This window comes from Winogradskyella sp. SM1960 (genome assembly GCF_020179375.1).
GTDB classification, from domain to species: domain Bacteria; phylum Bacteroidota; class Bacteroidia; order Flavobacteriales; family Flavobacteriaceae; genus Winogradskyella; species Winogradskyella marina.
This window is the reverse complement of record NZ_JAICBG010000006.1, coordinates 104,281-124,489: the sequence shown is the minus strand read 5'-3', so window position 1 is coordinate 124,489 and position 20,209 is coordinate 104,281. Positions and strand designations below refer to the sequence as shown.

At 34.0% G+C, this 20,209-nt stretch carries 19 protein-coding genes; 13 read left to right on the top strand and 6 right to left on the bottom strand.

Going from position 1 to position 20,209, the window contains the following annotated elements:
- Positions 1–246 precede the first annotated feature (246 nt).
- Positions 247–2,664: a sodium-translocating pyrophosphatase gene (locus K1X16_RS14345; protein ID WP_225036898.1), complete on the bottom strand. Its 2,418-nt coding sequence runs from the start codon at positions 2,662–2,664 to the stop codon at positions 247–249.
- A 145-nt stretch (positions 2,665–2,809) separates the two neighbouring features.
- A complete protein-coding gene (locus K1X16_RS14340) occupies positions 2,810–3,337 on the bottom strand; it encodes an inorganic diphosphatase (RefSeq protein ID WP_195871481.1) in 528 nt (175 codons plus the stop codon).
- Between the two features lie 293 nt (positions 3,338–3,630).
- Between K1X16_RS14340 and epsC the strand changes: the two genes are divergently transcribed.
- Both epsC and cysM read left to right on the top strand, forming a co-directional pair.
- A complete protein-coding gene (gene epsC / locus K1X16_RS14335) occupies positions 3,631–4,419 on the top strand; it encodes a serine O-acetyltransferase EpsC (protein ID WP_225036897.1) in 789 nt (262 codons plus the stop codon).
- 1 nt (position 4,420) lies between these two features.
- Positions 4,421–5,299: a cysteine synthase CysM gene (cysM, locus tag K1X16_RS14330; RefSeq protein ID WP_225036896.1), complete on the top strand. Its 879-nt coding sequence runs from the start codon at positions 4,421–4,423 to the stop codon at positions 5,297–5,299.
- Between the two features lie 49 nt (positions 5,300–5,348).
- Here cysM and K1X16_RS14325 read toward each other — a convergent pair whose 3' ends face one another.
- Both K1X16_RS14325 and K1X16_RS14320 read right to left on the bottom strand, forming a co-directional pair.
- Positions 5,349–7,859: a DUF5686 and carboxypeptidase-like regulatory domain-containing protein gene (locus K1X16_RS14325; protein WP_195871478.1), complete on the bottom strand. Its 2,511-nt coding sequence runs from the start codon at positions 7,857–7,859 to the stop codon at positions 5,349–5,351.
- Positions 7,860–7,949: 90 nt separating this feature from the next.
- On the bottom strand, positions 7,950–8,927 hold the full coding sequence (locus K1X16_RS14320; RefSeq protein WP_195871477.1) for a pyruvate dehydrogenase complex E1 component subunit beta: 978 nt from the start codon (positions 8,925–8,927) through the stop codon (positions 7,950–7,952).
- Positions 8,928–9,244: 317 nt separating this feature from the next.
- Here K1X16_RS14320 and K1X16_RS14315 point away from each other — a divergent pair, with 317 nt between their 5' ends.
- The 6 genes from K1X16_RS14315 (at position 9,245) to K1X16_RS14290 (ending at position 15,139) form a co-directional block, all read left to right on the top strand.
- A complete protein-coding gene (locus K1X16_RS14315; RefSeq protein ID WP_195871476.1) occupies positions 9,245–9,991 on the top strand; it encodes an electron transfer flavoprotein subunit beta/FixA family protein in 747 nt (248 codons plus the stop codon).
- A gap of 105 nt (positions 9,992–10,096) precedes the next feature.
- Positions 10,097–11,059, top strand: a complete 963-nt coding sequence (locus K1X16_RS14310; RefSeq protein ID WP_225036895.1) for an electron transfer flavoprotein subunit alpha/FixB family protein — start codon at positions 10,097–10,099, stop codon at positions 11,057–11,059.
- Between the two features lie 296 nt (positions 11,060–11,355).
- Positions 11,356–11,973 carry a bifunctional nuclease family protein gene (locus K1X16_RS14305; RefSeq protein ID WP_195871474.1) on the top strand — a complete coding sequence of 206 codons (618 nt, stop codon included), beginning with the start codon at positions 11,356–11,358 and terminating at the stop codon, positions 11,971–11,973.
- A 15-nt stretch (positions 11,974–11,988) separates the two neighbouring features.
- On the top strand, positions 11,989–13,701 hold the full coding sequence (locus K1X16_RS14300) for a nucleoside transporter C-terminal domain-containing protein (protein WP_225036894.1): 1,713 nt from the start codon (positions 11,989–11,991) through the stop codon (positions 13,699–13,701).
- A gap of 191 nt (positions 13,702–13,892) precedes the next feature.
- A complete protein-coding gene (locus K1X16_RS14295; protein ID WP_195871472.1) occupies positions 13,893–14,717 on the top strand; it encodes a thymidylate synthase in 825 nt (274 codons plus the stop codon).
- Between the two features lie 8 nt (positions 14,718–14,725).
- Positions 14,726–15,139: an energy transducer TonB gene (locus K1X16_RS14290; RefSeq protein WP_195871471.1), complete on the top strand. Its 414-nt coding sequence runs from the start codon at positions 14,726–14,728 to the stop codon at positions 15,137–15,139.
- A gap of 66 nt (positions 15,140–15,205) precedes the next feature.
- Here K1X16_RS14290 and K1X16_RS14285 read toward each other — a convergent pair whose 3' ends face one another.
- Positions 15,206–15,502, bottom strand: coding sequence for an isoamylase early set domain-containing protein (locus K1X16_RS14285; protein ID WP_195871470.1), 297 nt, complete (start codon positions 15,500–15,502; stop codon positions 15,206–15,208).
- Between the two features lie 297 nt (positions 15,503–15,799).
- Between K1X16_RS14285 and K1X16_RS14280 the strand changes: the two genes are divergently transcribed.
- Positions 15,800–16,732, top strand: a complete 933-nt coding sequence (locus K1X16_RS14280) for a dihydrofolate reductase (protein WP_225036893.1) — start codon at positions 15,800–15,802, stop codon at positions 16,730–16,732.
- A gap of 85 nt (positions 16,733–16,817) precedes the next feature.
- Here K1X16_RS14280 and metK read toward each other — a convergent pair whose 3' ends face one another.
- Positions 16,818–18,071 carry a methionine adenosyltransferase gene (gene metK, locus K1X16_RS14275; protein ID WP_225036892.1) on the bottom strand — a complete coding sequence of 418 codons (1,254 nt, stop codon included), beginning with the start codon at positions 18,069–18,071 and terminating at the stop codon, positions 16,818–16,820.
- A gap of 468 nt (positions 18,072–18,539) precedes the next feature.
- Here metK and K1X16_RS14270 point away from each other — a divergent pair, with 468 nt between their 5' ends.
- From K1X16_RS14270 to K1X16_RS14255, 4 genes are all read left to right on the top strand, one after another.
- Positions 18,540–18,677, top strand: a complete 138-nt coding sequence (locus tag K1X16_RS14270) for a hypothetical protein (RefSeq protein WP_195871467.1) — start codon at positions 18,540–18,542, stop codon at positions 18,675–18,677.
- A 32-nt stretch (positions 18,678–18,709) separates the two neighbouring features.
- Positions 18,710–19,123 (top strand): RrF2 family transcriptional regulator, encoded by a 414-nt coding sequence (locus tag K1X16_RS14265; RefSeq protein WP_195871466.1) that lies wholly within the window; start codon positions 18,710–18,712, stop codon positions 19,121–19,123.
- A gap of 120 nt (positions 19,124–19,243) precedes the next feature.
- Complete coding sequence (locus K1X16_RS14260) at positions 19,244–19,504, top strand: DUF2061 domain-containing protein (RefSeq protein WP_195871465.1); 261 nt, start codon at positions 19,244–19,246, stop codon at positions 19,502–19,504.
- Positions 19,501–20,121, top strand: a complete 621-nt coding sequence (locus K1X16_RS14255) for a phosphoadenosine phosphosulfate reductase family protein (RefSeq protein ID WP_225036891.1) — start codon at positions 19,501–19,503, stop codon at positions 20,119–20,121. Before K1X16_RS14260 ends, K1X16_RS14255 begins: the two co-directional genes overlap by 4 nt.
- Positions 20,122–20,209: the final 88 nt, after the last annotated feature.

The window sequence follows — 20,209 nt, the reverse complement described above, 5'->3', positions numbered from 1 at the left end:
ATTTATGGATGTGAGGCTTTTTTATTAGAACAATTTAGTAGTTTAAAGTATTGTGTTCTATGACTTAATTCTAAGAAATTAATCGGGTTTTAATCAGAATTAATTTAATTGTTATTCAAGCGAGTCCTGTTAATGTATTAAGGATTTTTATCAGACATGAGATCCTTTTTTTGAATTCTAACAATAAAAAACCCCTCAACACTAATTGACATGTTGAGGGGTTTTATGTTCGTGTATTTCTAAAATCTAGCTTTTAGAAATATCTACTTTTTCAATAACTTTTTCAACCTCACCTGCTTCGTTTGTAAGTGACGCTTCAAAAGCTTGTAATTCTTTTTCAACTTCAGATTTAGTGCCTTCAAATACCATGACTTCAGCTGTTTTTATGCCGTTTTTCACTGTAGAATAATCAACAGTTGCTTTGGTTATTTCTTGAGAATCAACGGTCATTTCAATAGAAACTTCGGTATCGTTATTTGCTACACCAGTTTCAGTATGACCACCTAAAATAGGTGCAATCACTAAACCAATTAAACACGTTAATTTAATTAATATGTTCATTGAAGGACCAGATGTGTCTTTAAATGGATCACCAACCGTATCACCAGTTACAGCAGCTTTATGCGCTTCAGAACCTTTATAAGTCATTTCTCCATTAATTTCAACTCCAGCTTCAAATGATTTTTTAGCATTATCCCAAGCTCCACCTGCATTGTTTTGGAAAATAGCCCAAAGCACACCAGAAACCGTAACACCTGCCATATAACCACCTAACATTTCAGCGATAGCTAATGGATCCATTCCAAATAGCATTGGTACAAACGCAATAACTAAAGGAAACCCTATAGTCAATAAACCAGGTAGCATCATTTCTTTTAAAGACGCTTCTGTAGAAATTGCCACACACTTATCGTATTCTGGCGTTCCTGTGCCTTCCATAATGCCAGGGATATCTTTAAACTGACGACGTACTTCTTGTACCATTTCCATGGCAGCTTTACCTACAGCATTCATGGCTAAGGCAGAAAATACAACAGGTACCATTCCACCAACAAATAGCATAGCTAAAACGGGCGCTTTAAAAATGTTAATACCATCAATTCCTGTAAACGTCACATAAGCCGCAAATAAGGCTAAAGAAGTTAATGCTGCAGAGGCAATAGCAAAACCTTTTCCTGTTGCAGCTGTTGTATTACCAACAGAATCTAAAATATCTGTACGTTCCCTTACAATTGGTTCTTGTTCGCTCATTTCAGCAATACCACCAGCATTATCAGAGATTGGTCCAAAAGCATCAATAGCTAATTGCATCGCTGTTGTTGCCATCATTGCCGAAGCAGCTAAAGCCACTCCGTAGAAGCCTGCAAAAGCATAAGATGCCCAGATGGCTCCAGCAAATAATAAGACAGAAGGGAATGTAGAAATCATACCTGTCGCTAAACCTGCGATGATATTTGTTCCAGCTCCTGTAGACGATTGTTGTACTATTTTTAAGATTGGTTTTTTACCTAATCCTGTATAAAATTCAGTTACCGATGAAATCACAGCTCCTACAACCAAACCAACTAAGGTGGCGTAGAAGACACGCATTGAAGAAATTTCTATCAAGCCTTCACCAAAGAAATTCATTTGCATGGTTTCAGGTAACATCCAAGTTACTAACCCGAAACAAGATGCTGCAACCAAAATAATAGATGTCCAGTTACCAACATTTAAAGCTCCCATAACCTGAGCTTCTTTAGCATCATTATTTTTAATTTTTACTAACATCGTTCCGATGATCGAAATAATAATTCCTGCACCAGCAATTGCCATTGGTAATAAAATTGGGCCAATACCTCCGAAGGCATCAGTGATGGCTCCTCCCATATCTTTAATTACATAGTTTCCAAGAACCATAGCTGCTAATACAGTTGCTACGTAAGACCCAAATAAATCGGCTCCCATACCAGCAACATCACCAACATTGTCACCAACGTTGTCTGCAATGGTTGCAGGATTACGAGGATCATCTTCTGGGATACCAGCTTCAACTTTACCAACTAAATCGGCACCAACATCGGCAGCTTTCGTATAAATACCTCCACCAACTCTTGCGAATAAGGCGATAGATTCAGCCCCAAGAGAGAAACCAGCGAGTGTTTCTAAAACAATGGTCATATCCATTGTGTTTGTCCAAAGTCCTCCCATAAATACATGGAAAAATACGATGAAGAAGACTGTTAAACCTAAAACGGCTAAACCAGCGACACCAAGTCCCATTACAGTTCCACCACCAAAAGAGATTTTTAAAGCGTTTGGTAAACTTGTACGCGCGGCTTGTGTAGTTCTTACATTAGTTTTTGTTGCTATTTTCATTCCGATGTTTCCAGCAAAAGCAGAAAATACAGCTCCAAAAATAAAAGCGATAACAATAAGCCAATGTGTAGTTGGTACTATAAATGAAACCACGGCAAGTAAAATACTAACGATAACTACGAAAATAGCTAGCAGTTTATATTCGGCATTTAAGAATGCTAAAGCACCTTCGTATATATGATCTGAAATTTCTTTCATTTTACCATCTCCAGCATCTTGTTTCATAACCCAAGATTGCTTTACAATCATGTAAATTAAGCCTAAAAGTGCCAATGCTATTGGCATGTAAATCATCATTGATTCCATAGTATAATTTTTAAATTTGATTAATTTTTAGCTGGGCAAAAGTAGTGAAATGAATTATATTTTACGAAAAAAGCAATACCAATTACATGATATTGCTTTTTTAATAGTTTTAAGCTTAAAAAGTTAGAATTTCGAAACTGTGATGCTATATAGTAAAAGTGCGTTTCTTTTTGTGTTCGCTCTCATCGTAGCGTTGCACACATTCATTATAAATCTTAACGGCTTCTTTAGCATCTCCCCAACCACCAACATCAACTTTCTTCTTCTCTAAATCTTTATAAACTCTAAAGAAATGTTCTATTTCCTTTAATCTATGTGGATTTAAATCATTGATATCTCTATTGTTACTCCAGATAGGGTCTGAAACAGGAACGCAAATTATTTTCTCATCAGGTCCTTTTTCATCTGTCATATGGAAAACGCCAATTGGCCTTACTTCCATAACTACCATTGGGTAGGTTGGCTGGTGTCCTAACACTAATACATCTAAAGGGTCACTATCTAAGGCTAATGTTTCTGGTATAAAACCATAATCTCCAGGATACATCATGGATGAAAAAAGCATACGATCAAATCTAATTTTATGTAAGGTAAAATCGTATTCGTATTTATTTCGACTTCCTTTTGGTATTTCGATTAATACATCGAAAGTAATGTCTTGTGTTTCTGCCATTTTTTTATTTTTATTTGGGTGTTCTTTTTCTATTTAGAACTGTTGTTATATGCGCTATTAAAGCTTTTTAGCCGTGCAAAGATAATATATTGTGTGAGTTAAGCAATTGGTGTGCCGTAATTATTAGGTTATTATTAAAGGATTACGTCTAGATTGAATTTTATAATGCAAAATCGTCTTAATTTACTAGGCTGTACTTTTCTTGTTCAAAATAGTTTCATTAATTTCGTTTAACATAATAATGTGCAATCTGAAGAAATGAATTGTACATGGTTAAAAGCCGTGATCTCACCATGAATTCGAACTTAATACATGTTATCAATCAGCATAAAGAAACCGTCAAGGTGTCTTTAACGTTAAAGGAAGAATCACAACGATTTACAAAATTACTTTATAAGGCTTTCTATGATTGTGACACAGATGCAGAACAGGCTTTAAAGGAACTTGAAGTGCTTTTTGTGAAAATAAGAAACATTGCTTGTCCACAAATTAAGAATTTGCCATGTAAACGCTGGGATGATTTTAAATCCAATATTCCCGATTTATATACCAATTTAAAGAAAGATGCTGAAGCGATCTTTAATAACGATCCAGCATCGCAATCCGTTGAAGAAATATACTTAGCTTATCCAGGATTTTTTGCTATTTCTACCTATAGAATGGCACGTGTTTTTTATAAATTAAAGTTGCCGTTAATTCCACGATTAATGACAGAATATGCACATTGTATTACCGGAATAGATATACATCCTGGCGCAAATATTGGTGATTCATTTTTTATAGATCATGGCACAGGAGTTGTTATTGGTGAAACTACAGAAATACATAGTAATGTTAAGGTGTATCAAGGTGTAACTTTAGGTGCACTTACGGTTAAAAAACAATACCAAGACACAAAGCGTCATCCAACCATTGAAAGTAATGTGACCATTTATGCTAATGCAACCATTTTGGGTGGTGATACTATAATTGGTAAAAACAGTGTCATTGGTGGTAATACATGGTTAACGGAATCCGTACCTGAAAATTCGATAGTGACACACAATCATAAGGTTGAGGTTTTTGCCAAAACAAAGAAGTAATATGAATAAAACGCTTATAGATCAAATCGGAAACACACCTATTGTAAAATCAATAGCGTTGAACACAAATCCTAATGTAAGTTTATATTTTAAACTCGAAGGGAATAATCCTGGCGGTAGTGTAAAAGATAGAGCCGCTTACAATATGATTAAATCTGCTCTAGATTCTAAAAGAATTGATGCCAATTCTAAGCTAATTGAAGCTACAAGTGGAAATACAGGTATTGCTTTAGCAATGATTTGTAGTGTTTTTAAGTTGAATATTGAACTGGTAATGCCAGAAACAGCCACAAAAGAACGTGTACAAACTATGCGAGCTTATGGTGCTAAAGTAACATTACATCCCGATGGAATTGAAGGTGCTAGAGATTATGCCACACATAAAGTTGAAAATGAAGGTTACTTTTCATTTAATCAGTTTGCAAATAATGACAATTGGAAAGCACATTATAAAACAACTGGTCCTGAAATTTGGAGAGATACAGAGGGTACAATTACCCATTTTGTGTCTTCAATGGGAACTACAGGAACCATAATGGGAACCTCTACGTTTTTGAAAGAACAAAATGCAGACATAAAAATTGTAGGTGTGCAACCAACAGATGGTTCTAAAATTCCAGGTATAAGAAAATGGCCTTTAGAATATTTACCTAAAATATTTGATGCCTCTAAAGTCGATCAAACTATTGAAGTCAGTAAAGATGAAGCTGTAGAAATGACAAGACGATTAGCTAAATACGAAGGCATTTTAGCAGGTATGAGTAGTGGAGGAGCTACAGCTGCTGCTTTAAAATTAGTGAAAGATTTAAAAAGCGGAATCGTAGTTTGTATTATTTGTGATCGCGGCGATCGGTATTTGTCCTCGGACTTATTCGAGTAGGTATTAATCTATCTCAATTCATTGGTGACGCTAAGAGGTTCTACTGTTTCTAGAAATAAAATCCAAAACTGCCTGTAATACCAAAAGGCCTCGCATCTGGTCGGTCTAAGTAGTTTCCTCTAAAGTTAAAATCTAATCGTAGAACTTTAAAAATATTAGCAACTCCAAAGCTGTATTCGTAGTAAATTTGCGAATCTGGTGCAATTAGTGGAATTTCTGCCGGATTTCCTGTAGTATTTAAAGCAATGTTTTCATCTGAGAGTTCTCCCCAAACTCCTCTAACGCCTACTATAGCTCTAAGGTTTTGTTTTTTTAAGAATGGTATTCGTGAAAATATGCGGCCATTAAAATTGTGTTCTACATGCACAGAACTGTATGTGTCAGTGACAAATTCGTAAAAATCTAACTGAGAAAATGTATTGTAAATAGAGAAATACGATTGGTTACCAGGAACAACACTAAGTAAACCAAGCGGAACTTCACCAAAGGTTTTTCCTAATTCTACTGAGGTTGTTAACCTTCCAAAACCACCGAGTTGCCATGGCTGTATATACGAAAACTGTACTTTTGTGTAATCAAAATCACTATCAAACAGGTTTTGATATCCTTGACTTATTTGAGCAAACAAGGTAGCAAATTTGTCGTTCTTATTTCTTCGTTCTACTCCAAAACCTGTCATCTGTCTATTTGGGAAATAGGAAAGAGACAATCGAGATTCAAATTGTTTAATCTCAGACGAAATACCAGAAGGTGAATCGGGATCTAGATAATCTAAACTAAAGGTCGGTGACGCTGAACTCAATTTACGAACGCTACCATCTACGCGAATTTCAAAATTCCTTGCAGGTTCTATAGAAAACCCAAGATTGGTGAGGTTGATATTTGATAATTTATCATTAGTACTTGTACCAATTACGGCAGAAGACGCCAAACTACGACCCAAAACATCCGATGAGCTTGTTAAACTTGCCCCAATTTGCTCTATATCTCGTCTATGACCACCAAAAATTGTAAATCGAGAGCGTTTATCCAATAGCCATTTACCCGAAATACCATGCTTTACTTTATCATCTTTAAATCCATAAGCCAAAAAGCCTTCTAGTCTCCACATATCATTTTGACCAAAGTAGGTACGTCCTCCTCCACGGACTCTAACACCTTCGACGTCATTATATCCAAAAGTTGAAAAAATAGGACCGTAATCTAAATTAATAGAAGGAAACTCTATATAACCAGAAGCTAGAATACTTCCTAAGTTATATAAGCGTTTAAATTTTTTCACTGTTTTTAGCGTATCCAACATTTTGTAAACGCCTTTTTCATCTTTGCTTAAGGCTTCAAGTCTATTGGTTTGCCAAAAATTATCTTCTCGGTTGTATACGTCTTCATTGTAATTATAAACAACCTTTTCATAAAACTTAGGGTCTTTTGGTTGATTGAATTCGTAATTATCATAGATTGTGGTTCGTTTCCCATAAACACCTCTCGATTTTTCTTTTTTGTTCATGGCAAAATCAGAAAGGAAATAATCGCGTTTAATAAGAAATACGGAATCGTTTAAGACCTCAAACTCTTGTTCAATATAAATTTCCTTAACCCAGTTTATATTGGCACTTTTAGACGCCTGAAGATTAATTTCTTTAATAGCATAGGTTGAGTCATTTACCCAGAAATCCCCTTTAAAGGTCAATTCGTTTTTTCGTCTTGGGTAATACACAATGTTATAACACCATTTATCGTCTATAAAAGCACTATCTGATAATACGTAATTATAAGTTTGAACTCCAGTTCTACTCAATGGACTAACAAAACTTTTATCGAAGAACTCTAAATAATTATCATACACATTATATTCGGAATATAAATCGTCTATAAAGTCTATAATAATCTGATTATTACTAAATCCTGAGTTTTTATTTCCTTTTAATTCTTCGTGTTCTTTATTAAGGCTATTATCTCCAGAAATTTTCTTTACGGATTCATTTAAGAAAATGGGTAAATAGGTTTTTCCGGTAACCTTAGAGGTGTCTACTTCATTAAATACAAACTCCATACCTTTAAAAAGTTTGCTCTTTATGAGAGCACTATCAATAGTGTTCAGGTCAAATTCAACTTTTTCGTATTGGTCGTACTGGTATTGTTTAAACTGGCTTAAACCATTTTGTCGTTTGCGTTCCCATATTTTTTTAAGAATACGAATTGCGGGATTTTCTGAAGCTTTCTTAGACTGCTTACCAGTAACAATAAGCACTTCATCTAAGGAGGATTCCTCTTCTTTAAGTGTAAAATTTAGTTCGTAGTTAACACGTTTAGTTAAAGGTGCTTCTAACATTTCGAAGCCTACGAAAGAAATTATTAATGTGTCCCAATTGTTATCAGATTCAAGGTAGAATTTACCATCTTCATTGGTAATGGTGCCTTCTGTAGAACCTTTAAATATAACATTGGCAAATGGAATTGGTTGGCTGTTTTCATCAAAAACATGACCGCTAACTTTGGTCTGCGCTAAGGCAGAAAAAAATCCAAGAACTAGAAATGGAATAAGTAGGTTTTGTCTCATATTAAAAAATAAACTTCATCAATAACCATGCTAAAAATAAGTTAGAGGGTTACTAATGAAGTTTACTAAACGCAGAAATCTGCAATTTATTTACTTGTACATAACTTTTTTCACTGCTTTAACAACATCGTCACTGTTAGGTAACCATTCTGCCAATAAAACAGGTGAATAAGGTGCAGGTGTATCTGCTGTATTTATTTTAACGATTGGTGCGTCTAAATAATCAAAAGCTTCAGATTGTACTAAATACGTGATTTCTGTAGCCACATTTCCAAAAGGCCATGCTTCTTCTAATATTACTAAACGATTTGTTTTCTTAACAGATTCTAAAATCGCTGCTCTATCCATTGGACGAACGGTACGTAAATCGATTATCTCACAAGAAATACCTTCTTTTTCTAATTCGTCTGCAGCTTTGTATGCTTCTTTAATGATTTTACCAAAAGACACAATGGTTACATCTGTACCTTTTCGTTTAATATCTGCAACTCCAAGTGGTAATACATATTCTCCTTCAGGTACTTCACCTTTATCACCATACATTTGCTCACTTTCCATAAAAATAACAGGATCGTCATCTCTAATAGCTGCTTTTAATAATCCTTTTGCATCATATGGGTTTGATGGTACAACTACTTTTAATCCTGGTGTATTAGCAAACCAATTTTCAAAAGCTTGAGAGTGTGTTGCACCTAACTGACCAGCAGAAGCTGTTGGACCTCTAAAAACAATAGGACACTTAAATTGGCCACCAGACATTTGTCTAATCTTAGCCGCATTATTTATAATTTGGTCAATACCAACTAAAGAGAAGTTAAACGTCATATATTCTACAATCGGTCTGTTTCCAGTCATTGTAGATCCAATAGCTATACCTGCAAAACCAAGTTCTGCAATAGGTGTGTCAATAACGCGTTTTGCGCCAAATTCATCTAACATACCTTTAGATGCTTTATAAGCACCATTATATTCTGCTACTTCTTCACCCATAAGATAAACGCTTTCATCTCTGCGCATTTCTTCGCTCATAGCTTCACAAATAGCTTCTCTAAATTGAATTGTCTTCATTATTTTGTTTTTAATCGAATAGCAAAAATAATAATTCTATACTATATAACCCCATTAAAAGTAGTGTGAAAACATAAAAATTTGTGAAGATTTATTTTTTATAAGATTTATAGGAATGCGAATTGGAGCATTTTATTTTTAGGATGATAGAATTGTCGGATAATCATCAGAATTTCTGAGTTTTTTTGAAAAATTGACAGTTTTATCGAAAAATATTGAGTTTTTACAAAAATTACTATGCGTGCATAGTAAAATTCAAATTATTATTTTTATCTTCGTACTCAAGAAAACAGACGTTTAAAATAAATCATTTATATATGAAAATATTAGTATGTATTAGTCATGTTCCTGATACAACCTCAAAGATTAATTTTACAGATGGCGACACAAAATTTGACACTAATGGTGTTCAGTATGTCATTAATCCAAATGATGAATTTGGTCTAACACGCGCCATGTGGTTTAAGGAAAAACAAGGAGCAAGTGTAGATGTTGTTAATGTTGGTGGGGCAGAAACAGAACCAACTTTAAGAAAAGCTTTAGCGATTGGTGCAGATACAGCAATTAGAGTAAATACACCTGCAACAGATGGTTATGCCGTTGCTAAGCAATTGGCAAAAGTGGTTAACGATGGTGGTTATGACTTAGTAATTGCTGGAAGAGAATCTATTGACTATAATGGAACTATGGTTCCTGGTATGTTAGCTGCAATGGTTAATGCTAATTTTGTAACTAACTGTATTAGTTTAGAAGTCGACGGAACCAACGCAAAAGCGGTTAGAGAGATTGATGGAGGTAAGGAGACAGTTAGCACATCGTTACCATTAGTAATTGGTGGACAAAAAGGATTGGTAGAAGAGAGCGATCTTCGTATTCCAAATATGAGAGGGATTATGATGGCGCGTAAAAAACCATTAAATGTTGTTGAGCCAACTGATGCAAATGCAGAAACTAAAGTAGTGAGTTTTGAAAAACCAGCACCAAAAGGAGCTGTTAAATTGGTTGATGCTGATAATATAGACGAATTAGTAAACTTACTTCATAACGAAGCTAAAGTGATTTAGTGAAACTAAATTATTCCGAACTTGTTTCGGAAGCTCATGGAGTTAAAAGGAAATAATAATAAGTTCCTGAATCAAGTTCAGGAAAAATTTTATAAATAAAATTTTATGTCAATTCTAGTATATACAGAATCCGAAAACGGAAAATTAAAAAAGGCGGCTTTAGAAGTTGTCTCTTATGCTAAAGCTGTTGCCGACCAAATGGGAACAACAGTAACGGCAGTTGCTGTTAATGCAGACAACACAGAAACGCTTGGAAACTACGGAGCATCAAAAGTACTTTTGGTAAAAGACGAGTCTTTAAACGCATTCAACGCACAAAAATATGCCGCTATTTTAGAAGGTGCTGCTAAAACTGAAGGAGCAAAAGTAGTTGTGGTAAGTGCCAGCGCCAATAGTAAATATGTAGCGCCATTGTTGGCGGTTGGGTTAGATGCAGGTTATGTATCTAATGTGGTAGAAGCACCATCTAGCGTGTCTCCGTTTACAGTAAAACATTCAGCATTTACAAATAAAGCATTTGCGAACACAGAAATTACAACAGAGGTAAAAATTGTAGGTATATCTAATAACTCATTTGGGTTCGTAGAATCTGGAGGTAGTGCTTCGGTTGAAGGTTTTTCACCTTCAATTCCAGATTCTGGTGTAACTGTTGAATCTGTTGATAAAGCAACTGATAAAGTAAGTATTGCGGATGCCGAAATTGTGGTATCTGGAGGAAGAGGATTAAAAGGTCCAGAAAATTGGGGAATGATTGAAGAGCTTGCTGAAGTTTTAGGAGCAGCAACCGCGTGTTCTAAACCAGTTTCAGATTTAGGATGGAGACCACATAGCGAACACGTTGGACAAACAGGAAAACCTGTAGCATCTAATTTGTATATTGCCGTTGGTATTTCTGGAGCGATTCAGCATTTAGCAGGTATTAATTCGTCTAAAGTAAAAGTAGTGATCAATACAGATCCAGAAGCACCTTTCTTTAAAGCTGCAGACTATGGAGTGGTAGGTGACGCCTTTGAAGTGGTGCCGAAATTAATAGAAAAGTTAAAGGCTTTTAAAGCTGCTAACGCATAATTTATTGAAACGCTAATTTAAATCGTTACGTTATGACGCATTTAAATTGGGGCGTTGAATACAAACATCTTAGTTTAAAAAAAACCTCTCGGCTTGCTCAGAGGTTTTTTTTTACTACCTTTAAAGTTCAATGCCAAATCAATAATTAGATCGATGAGGTATAAATAGGGACTGTTTAAATTTAGAAGCACTCTTGTTCACTTGCGTTTTATCGAAAGTATCAGGAAAATTAACCAAATCTGCACAATGCAGTTGGTAAAGTCCAAATTTAAACAGTTCTTTGTGTTTTATAAATTATGAGTTTAGTACGTTTAAATATAAAGGGGATTTCTTACAGTCAGACCCAAAATGGTGCCTACGCTTTAATACTTAACGAAGTAGATGGTGACCGAAAATTACCAATAGTTATTGGTGCATTTGAAGCCCAATCCATTGCAATTGCTTTGGAGAAGGAAATTCGACCTCCGCGTCCTTTAACTCACGATTTATTTAAAAACTTCTCTGATCGTTTCGATATTGTTGTTAAGCAAGTTATTATTCATAAGTTGGTTGATGGTGTTTTTTATTCGAGTTTAATTTGCGAACGCGATAAAATCGAAGAAATTATCGATGCTAGAACTAGTGATGCTATTGCGTTAGCTTTACGTTTTCAGGCACCAATATTTACCTATAAAAATATTCTAGATAAAGCAGGAATCTACCTTAAAGTCAACCCAAAAAAGGAAGACGAAGAAGAGCAAGATAGTATTCTTGTCGATGATCTTATTGTTGAAGAAATTGAAGCTGCATCAGCAGAACAAGAAGGTTATAAAAATAAATCTCTCGAAGAACTCAATACACTTCTCGAAGAAGCCGTTAATAATGAAGATTATGAAATGGCTGCTCAGTTAAGAGACGAAATTTCCAAACGCTAACTAACACATCTTTTTATGAATCAGTTTTTCAAGGCTTTTCTGGCTATTTTTATTAGCCTTTCATCAATAACAGCACAAGAACTTGAAAAAACATGGGAGTCAACAACTTCTGAAAATAACTATTCTACTTTAGAATTTAAAAAAGGAGAATTCAACTTTTCTTCAAACACGGTAGATGATTTAACAGGAGATTATATGTACCAAAATAATTTGTTGGTACTGTATCACAATGATTCATTAAACTCTATTAAGCGATATAAAATTACAGAACTTACAGATTCTACTCTGGTTTTCTCTGGAAATGAGATGCGTTTTAATTTAGTGTCAAAACAAAATAAAACTATAGTTACACCTGCGTCTATTAAAGGAGAAATTATTCCAAATCAAGGGTTTTCTTTTAGCAGTTTATGGCGAGGCATATTAGGAATGGTAACCTTAATTTTTATTGCTTTTTTATTTAGTAGTAATCGAAGAGCTATTAACTGGAAAACGGTTGGTATTGGGTTAATTTTTCAATTAGTAATTGCTATTGGAGTTTTAAAAATAGATTTTGTAAAAACAGTTTTCGAATTTATAGGGCAAGGTTTTATAGCTATACTTGGATTTACGCAAGCTGGAAGTGAATTTTTATTAGGAGGCATGTTAGATGTAAACTCTTTTGGTTACATTTTTGCTTTTCAAGTATTACCAACAATTATATTCTTTTCGGCTTTAACTTCAGTGCTATTTTATTTAGGACTAATTCAAAAAGTTGTAAAAGGGTTGGGCTGGTTATTATCGAAAGTACTAGGTATTTCTGGTGCAGAAAGTTTAAGTGTTGCGGGAAATATTTTCTTAGGTCAAACAGAAGCTCCTTTATTAATAAAAGCCTATTTGGAGAAAATGAATAAGTCTGAAATTCTCCTAGTAATGATCGGTGGAATGGCTACTGTAGCAGGTGCTGTTTTGGCTGCTTATATTGGGTTTTTAGGAGGGGAAGACGAAGCGTTACAATTGTTTTATGCTAAACACTTATTAGCAGCGTCAGTAATGGCGGCACCGGGAGCTATTGTAATTTCTAAAATTTTATTTCCACAAGTAGAAGATGTTAATACAGATGTTGCCGTTTCAAAAGAAAAAATAGGTTCTAATATATTGGAAGCAATAGCTAATGGAACAACAGAAGGTCTAAAACTAGCTGTAAACGTTGGTGCTATGCTTTTAGTTTTCGTAGCGTTTATTGCTATGATTAATGGAATTTTAGGTGGTCTTGCTGGATTTGATGGTATTGTTATTGAAGAGTGGAATGTGAATTGGCATTTTACATCACTTAATGAAGTCATTGCAGCAAATACACCATACCAGAGCCTGTCTTTAGAGTTTCTTTTAGGCTATTTGTTTGCTCCTTTAATGTGGCTTATTGGTGTAGCAAAAGAAGATATGGCTTTAATGGGGCAGCTTTTAGGAATTAAATTAGCTGCAAGTGAATTTATTGGGTACATTCAACTTGCAGATTTAAAAAATATAGCAAACGCCACACACCTTACTTATGAGAAGTCGATTATAATGGCAACGTATATGTTATGTGGTTTTGCGAACTTCGCATCTATTGGAATTCAAATTGGTGGTATAGGTTCTTTAGCACCAGGTCAACGTACACAGTTGTCTAAATTTGGTATGAAAGCCTTAATAGGAGGAACAATCGCTTCTTTAATATCTGCTACTATTGCTGGGATGATAATAGGGTAACAAATTCCTGCGAAGGCAGGAATCTAAAAATTATAGTTAATAAGTAATCATAGATACTCAAGCATCAAAATATAATGTTTGATGCTTTTTTTTTATTTTCGCTTCAAGCCATGTTGAATTTATTTTCAGCATTCAATTACATCAATATTTTAGTTTAATTTAAAGAGATTCCCACTTTCGTGGGAAATGTTATGAAACAATATCACGACTTAGTAAAACACGTTTTTGCAGAAGGCAACGAAAAAGGAGATAGAACAGGCACAGGAACTACAAGTGTTTTTGGTTACCAAATGCGTTTCGATTTAAGTGAAGGTTTTCCAATGGTGACCACTAAAAAGTTACACCTAAAATCTATTATATACGAATTACTTTGGTTCTTAAAAGGAGATACTAATACCCAATATCTAACCGAAAATGGTGTTAGAATTTGGAATGAATGGGCTGATGAAAATGGTGACCTTGGCCCTGTTTATGGTCACCAATGGAGAAATTGGGCAAGTGAAGAAATTGACCAAATTAAAGAGGTTATTTCAACTTTAAAAAATAATCCAAACAGCCGTAGAATGTTAGTTTCTGCGTGGAACCCTTCGGTATTACCAGATACATCAAAATCGTTTTCTGAAAATGTAGCTAATGGAAAAGCAGCATTGCCTCCATGCCACGCGTTTTTTCAGTTTTATGTTGCAGATGGTAAATTATCTTGCCAACTCTATCAACGTAGTGCAGATATCTTTTTAGGTGTGCCTTTTAATATTGGTTCTTATGCTTTGTTTACTATGATGATGGCGCAAGTGTGTGGCTATGAAGCAGGTGATTTTATTCATACGTTTGGTGATGCACATATTTATAACAATCATAAAGAGCAGCTAGAATTACAATTATCGAGAGAAATTAGACCATTGCCTAAAATGATTTTAAATCCTGAGGTAACCAATATATTCGACTTTAAGTTTGAAGATTTTACGTTGGTCGATTACAACCCACATCCACATATAAAAGGTAAAGTTGCCGTGTAAGATTATTTATGAGAAATAGTATTTTAGCTGTTGTTTTTTTTTGCGGCTTGTTATTAAATGCCCAAGAAAAGGAAGATGCTACATACCCTGTATATAGAGGTTGTGGTAAGGATTTAAGCTTTGAGGAGACTAAAAAGTGTTCTACAGATAAGATCCTAGATTATATTAAAGTGAGCTTTAATTATGAACTCGCAGATAAAGTCTTCCCAACGGAATTAAACACTAATTTTCAAGTAGAATTTACCATTAATAAAAAAGGTAAAACAGAACAAATCAATGTAAAGGCGCATCATAAAGCTATTGCTGTAGATGTGATTCAGCTTATAAAACGTATGCCAAAATTTAAAGCACCAGGCACTCGAAATGGTGAAGCTGTTGAGACGCATTTTAGGGCGTTAATAACGGTAAGGTTGTTAGGGTAAAATAAAAAAAAGCGTTCCGAATTACATCAGAACGCTTTATTTATGTCGTGTTTGTATTGAAATAGCCTATAAATTGATGACACAGTTTTCTTCTCCTGCAAATTCGTTGAATGCGTAAGAATCCGCTTGATCATCATTAGTGTAAATACCATCGACTAGGTATCTAAACTCATAAGAGTTATCTTTCTCTAAATCAACAGTCCCTTTAAAAGTACCGTTTTTTAATTTCTTTAGTTCAGTAGCTTCAGTATTCCACTCGTTAAAGTTTCCAACAACTGCTACACTTTTTGCCTCTTTTGCAGGCACAGAAAATGTTACCTTACAAACTGGCTTACTTTTTAAATACTGCTTTTTAATTGCCATAATAATATGAAATATGAATTTATATATAGGTACAAAAATATAAAAGAAAAGTGCAAAATATATTTATTAAACCTCTAAAAACTAAAGAATTATCAATTTCTTAATATTGGAAATGTTTTTTATTATTCCGTGTAATTTAAAACCTTTAAATTATAGGATTGATAACAAAGAATAGATTTGCTTGATTGCTGATAATCAGTTATATCGTTTTTACGTGTTGAGATATGTGAAACTCTTGAAATCACAATACAAATTTTGTAAAAAAACAAGTATCTTTATCTTTATTAAATGACGATTATGTTTGGTAAAAAAAAGGAAGCTACGACTATAGATAGAGATCAGTTAGAGCTTATTGAAAATGCTCAAAAACGCATAAAACAAAAGAAGCGTTTGTATATTCATTTTGTGATTTTTTTAATAGGATCAGTGTTTTGTATTGTAGCAAACAACTTTTTAGGGATTGGAGATACATTAATAATTGCTGGTCAAGGTTGGTGGTTTTATGTTGTATTAGCTTGGTTACTCATTCTTATATATCATTTTATAAGTGTTTTTATTACTAATAAGTTTATGGGTAAGGATTGGGAAAAACAGCAACTCGAAAAATTAGTTAATAAGCAGCAAGAACGCATCGATAAGTTAAAACAGAATTTTGAAAAAGAAGAATCTAAGATAGCTCAAAGCCAGGTGTATAAAGAAACCAAAGAAAACGCGTTGGCTAAAGAAAAAAAAAAGGCCTCTGAGTTAACTATTATTGTTGCGGCAGGTGAAGACAACGCTATTGGCAAGGATAATGATTTAATATGGCACTTAAGTGATGACCTCAAAAGGTTTAAATCCTTAACAAATGGTCATCATATAATTATGGGAAGAAAGACTTTTGAGAGCTTTCCGAAGCCACTACCAAACCGTGTACACGTTGTAATTACAAGACAAAAAGATTACAAGGTTCCAGAAGGTGTTATTGTAGTTAATTCATTAGAAGATGCTCTCGATGCTGCAAGACGCGACAAACAACCATTTATTATTGGAGGTGGTGAAATCTATAAACAAGCTATGACTTTAGTAGATAAGCTTGAAATAACACGTGTTCATGCAGAATTTGAAAATGCTGACACCTTCTTTCCAGAAATTGATGAAACATTATGGAGTGAAGTCGATAGAACTTCGCACGATGTTGACGAAAAACATGCCTATTCATTTTCGTTTATTACGTATTTACGGAAATAGAATAATGTTATCACGCTGTATAAAAAAACACCCTAACTACTTTATAAGTTAGGGTGTTTTCATTTATCAATAGTATTGAAGCTTACTAAATTTCGAAAGCTGCTTTTACTTTGTCAACATAATCCAATTTCTCCCAAGTAAACAATTCTACATCTAAAGTAATAGGTTCACCATTGACTTGCTGAAATGATTTGCTTACCACTTCATGTTGTCTTCCCATGTGGCCATAAGCAGCAGTTTCGCTATACATAGGTTGGCGTAATTTTAAACGATCTTCAATAGCTGCAGGTCGCATATCAAATAGCTTTTCAACTGTTTTAGCTATTTCACCGTCGGTTAAATTAAAATGACACGTACCGTAAGTATCTATAAAAATTCCCATGGGTTCAGCCACTCCAATGGCATAAGATACTTGCACTAAAACTTGGTCACATAAACCTGCCGCAACTAAATTCTTAGCAATATGTCTTGTAGCATATGCAGCACTACGGTCTACTTTACTTGGATCTTTTCCTGAGAATGCGCCTCCTCCATGTGCACCTTTTCCACCATAGGTATCAACAATAATCTTACGACCAGTTAAACCAGTATCTCCGTGTGGTCCTCCAATTACAAATTTTCCTGTTGGATTAATATGGTAAGTAATATCATCATTAAATAAATGCTGAATATGTTCTGGCAATTTAGCTATAACCCTCGGAATTAGAATTTCAACAATATCTTTTCTAATTTTAGCCAACATAGTGTCATCTGCATCAAACTCATCATGTTGTGTAGATACCACAATGGCATCGATGCGTTGAGGGACATTATCATCACTATACTCAATAGTAACCTGACTTTTAGAATCTGGTCTTAAGTATGTTATGTCTTTGTTTTCACGACGAATTTCAGTTAATTCTTTTAAAATTCGGTGTGATAAATCTAAAGCTAAAGGCATAAAATTTTCAGTTTCGTTTGTTGCGTAACCAAACATCATACCTTGATCTCCTGCGCCCTGTTCTTCTTTAGATGTTCTATCTACACCTTGATTAATCTCTGGAGATTGCTCGTGGATCGCAGATAAAACTCCACAAGAATTACCATCAAACATATACTCACTTTTAGTATAACCTATTTTGTTAATCGTGTCTCTTGCTATCTTTTGTACGTCTAAATAGGTTTGTGACTTTACCTCACCCGCAAGTATGACCTGCCCTGTAGTTACTAAAGTTTCGCATGCAACTTTAGATTCAGAATCAAAAGCTAAAAAATTATCAATTAAAGCATCACTAATTTGATCTGCTATTTTGTCTGGGTGGCCTTCAGAAACACTTTCTGAAGTAAATAAATATGGCATAATTCCTTTTGTTTATATTAAAAAACTTTAGATTGCTGGGTCGCTAGAGAAGTAGAAAACTTACTGCTTTAGCATTTTTTATTCTGAAATAATTTCAGAATCTGTTCCTTAGGAACAGGTACTGAATCGATTTCAGCACTAGAGGTTGCAATCAGATCAAATTTTTCCTCTTAATTTTTGATGGTACAAAAGTAGAAAAATTATATGAAATGAAATTTTATTTTAGTTTTTTTATGTTTTTATTCCTAAATATGTCTTTTTTTAGATGTTATTTTGTAAAATAGAATTATCAAATCGTTACCATTTGTTTTTTCACTAGTAATTGTTTTATTTCTAACGCGTTGTACGACTTCAAACCCGTCAGGTGGTATTAAACAAGAGAACGTATTTTAGTAATAGACGTAATGATGTTGGTGATAACTTGTATTATTAGAGTAGGGAAAAAGTGTTGTTGTAAACACTTTAAATATGGTTAACCGAGGCTATAATGTTGGTGGACAATACATATATTTTAAAGCTGGAATTCTTCAAGGAAAATATTCTGGTAATGATGATTATAAACAGGCAACTTATTATGCTGTAAAAAAATTGCATACTACAAATTAGCATTTAGCTTCTAAAATACTTATAATAACATAATGCTTTCAAAGAAAACAAAATACGGAATTAAAGCTTTAGTGCACTTAGCACGATTAGAAGATCGTTCACCTGTGCAAATTTCTACAATTTCGAAAACAGAAAATATTTCTCAAAAATTTTTAGAAAGTATATTATTGACCTTAAGAAAAAATGGGATTTTGGGTTCTAAAAAAGGTAAAGGTGGTGGCTATTACTTATTAAAGGATCCTAAAGAAATCCCGATGACAACTGTAATGCGATTGTTAGAAGGGCCAATTGCCATGGTGCCTTGCGTAAGTTTAAACTTCTACGAAAAATGTGCAGATTGTAAAGACGAAGACGCTTGTGCTGTTAATAAATTAATGCTAAAAGTACGAGACAATACCTTAGAAATATTCCGGAATACAACCTTGGCCGATCTGTCTCATTATTAAATTCTAATTTTTTTAATCTTTTTTTTTCGAAATTATTACAGCCTTAATTGGAAATAATTTCTAAGTTTGCATTACTCTAGTAAATCTATAGGGTAAAAGGATTAAAATTAATAGCAATTTATGAATAGAGTAATACAAGCAGATCTAAATTTGGAAAACGACCAGCAAGTTTCTACTGCACCTAAAGAAAATATAAAAAGAAGTATTGTAAAAACAATTAGTTGGAGGATTGTCGGCACAATTGCAACCGTAACTATTTCTTATCTCTTAACTGGCACATTAGCACTAGCATTTTCAATTGGAGGTATAGAATTAGTGTCTAAAATGGTGCTTTATTTCTTTCATGAGCGTACGTGGAATTCTATTAAATGGGGAAAATGATACAAATAGATATAGACGTTTGGAATAAAAAATTACGGGATAAAACTCCTGTTGAGATAGCAGAATGGGCGTTAACCTTGTCCAATAATAACATTGTAACCACAAGCTTTGGAAAGTATTCTTCGGTTTTATTGAGTACGATGTCTAAACTAGATAAAGATATTAGAGTGGTTTGGTGCGACACTTTATACAATCAGCCAAGCACATACGAGCACGCTTCTAATCTAATAAAGAAGTATAATCTAAATATGCTTAAGTATCAAAGTTTATATACTAAAGAAGAAATTGAGGCGAGTATTGGGTTACCAAGTTTAGAAGATGATAACCATGCGATTTTTTCAGAAGCAGTGAAACTCGAACCCTTTAGACGTGCCTTAAAAGAGCAGGATCCAGACATTTGGTTTACGAACATTAGAGTGAGGCAAACGGAATATAGAGATAAGAAAGATATTTTAAGTTTTAGTAAAGATGGAATTCTTAAAGTGAGCCCATTTTACTATTGGAGCGATGCCGATTTAGATACCTATATAAAAGAAAATCAGTTAACTAAAAACAGTTATTATTTCGATCCAATTAAAGCATTACTTAACAGAGAGTGCGGTATTCACTTTCAATAAATATAAATAAAACCCTTACTTGGCCCAAGTAAGGGATCTTCTCAAACTATGTTTATCATATTAAAAAAAGGGAAGTTAGAAGAGGCTG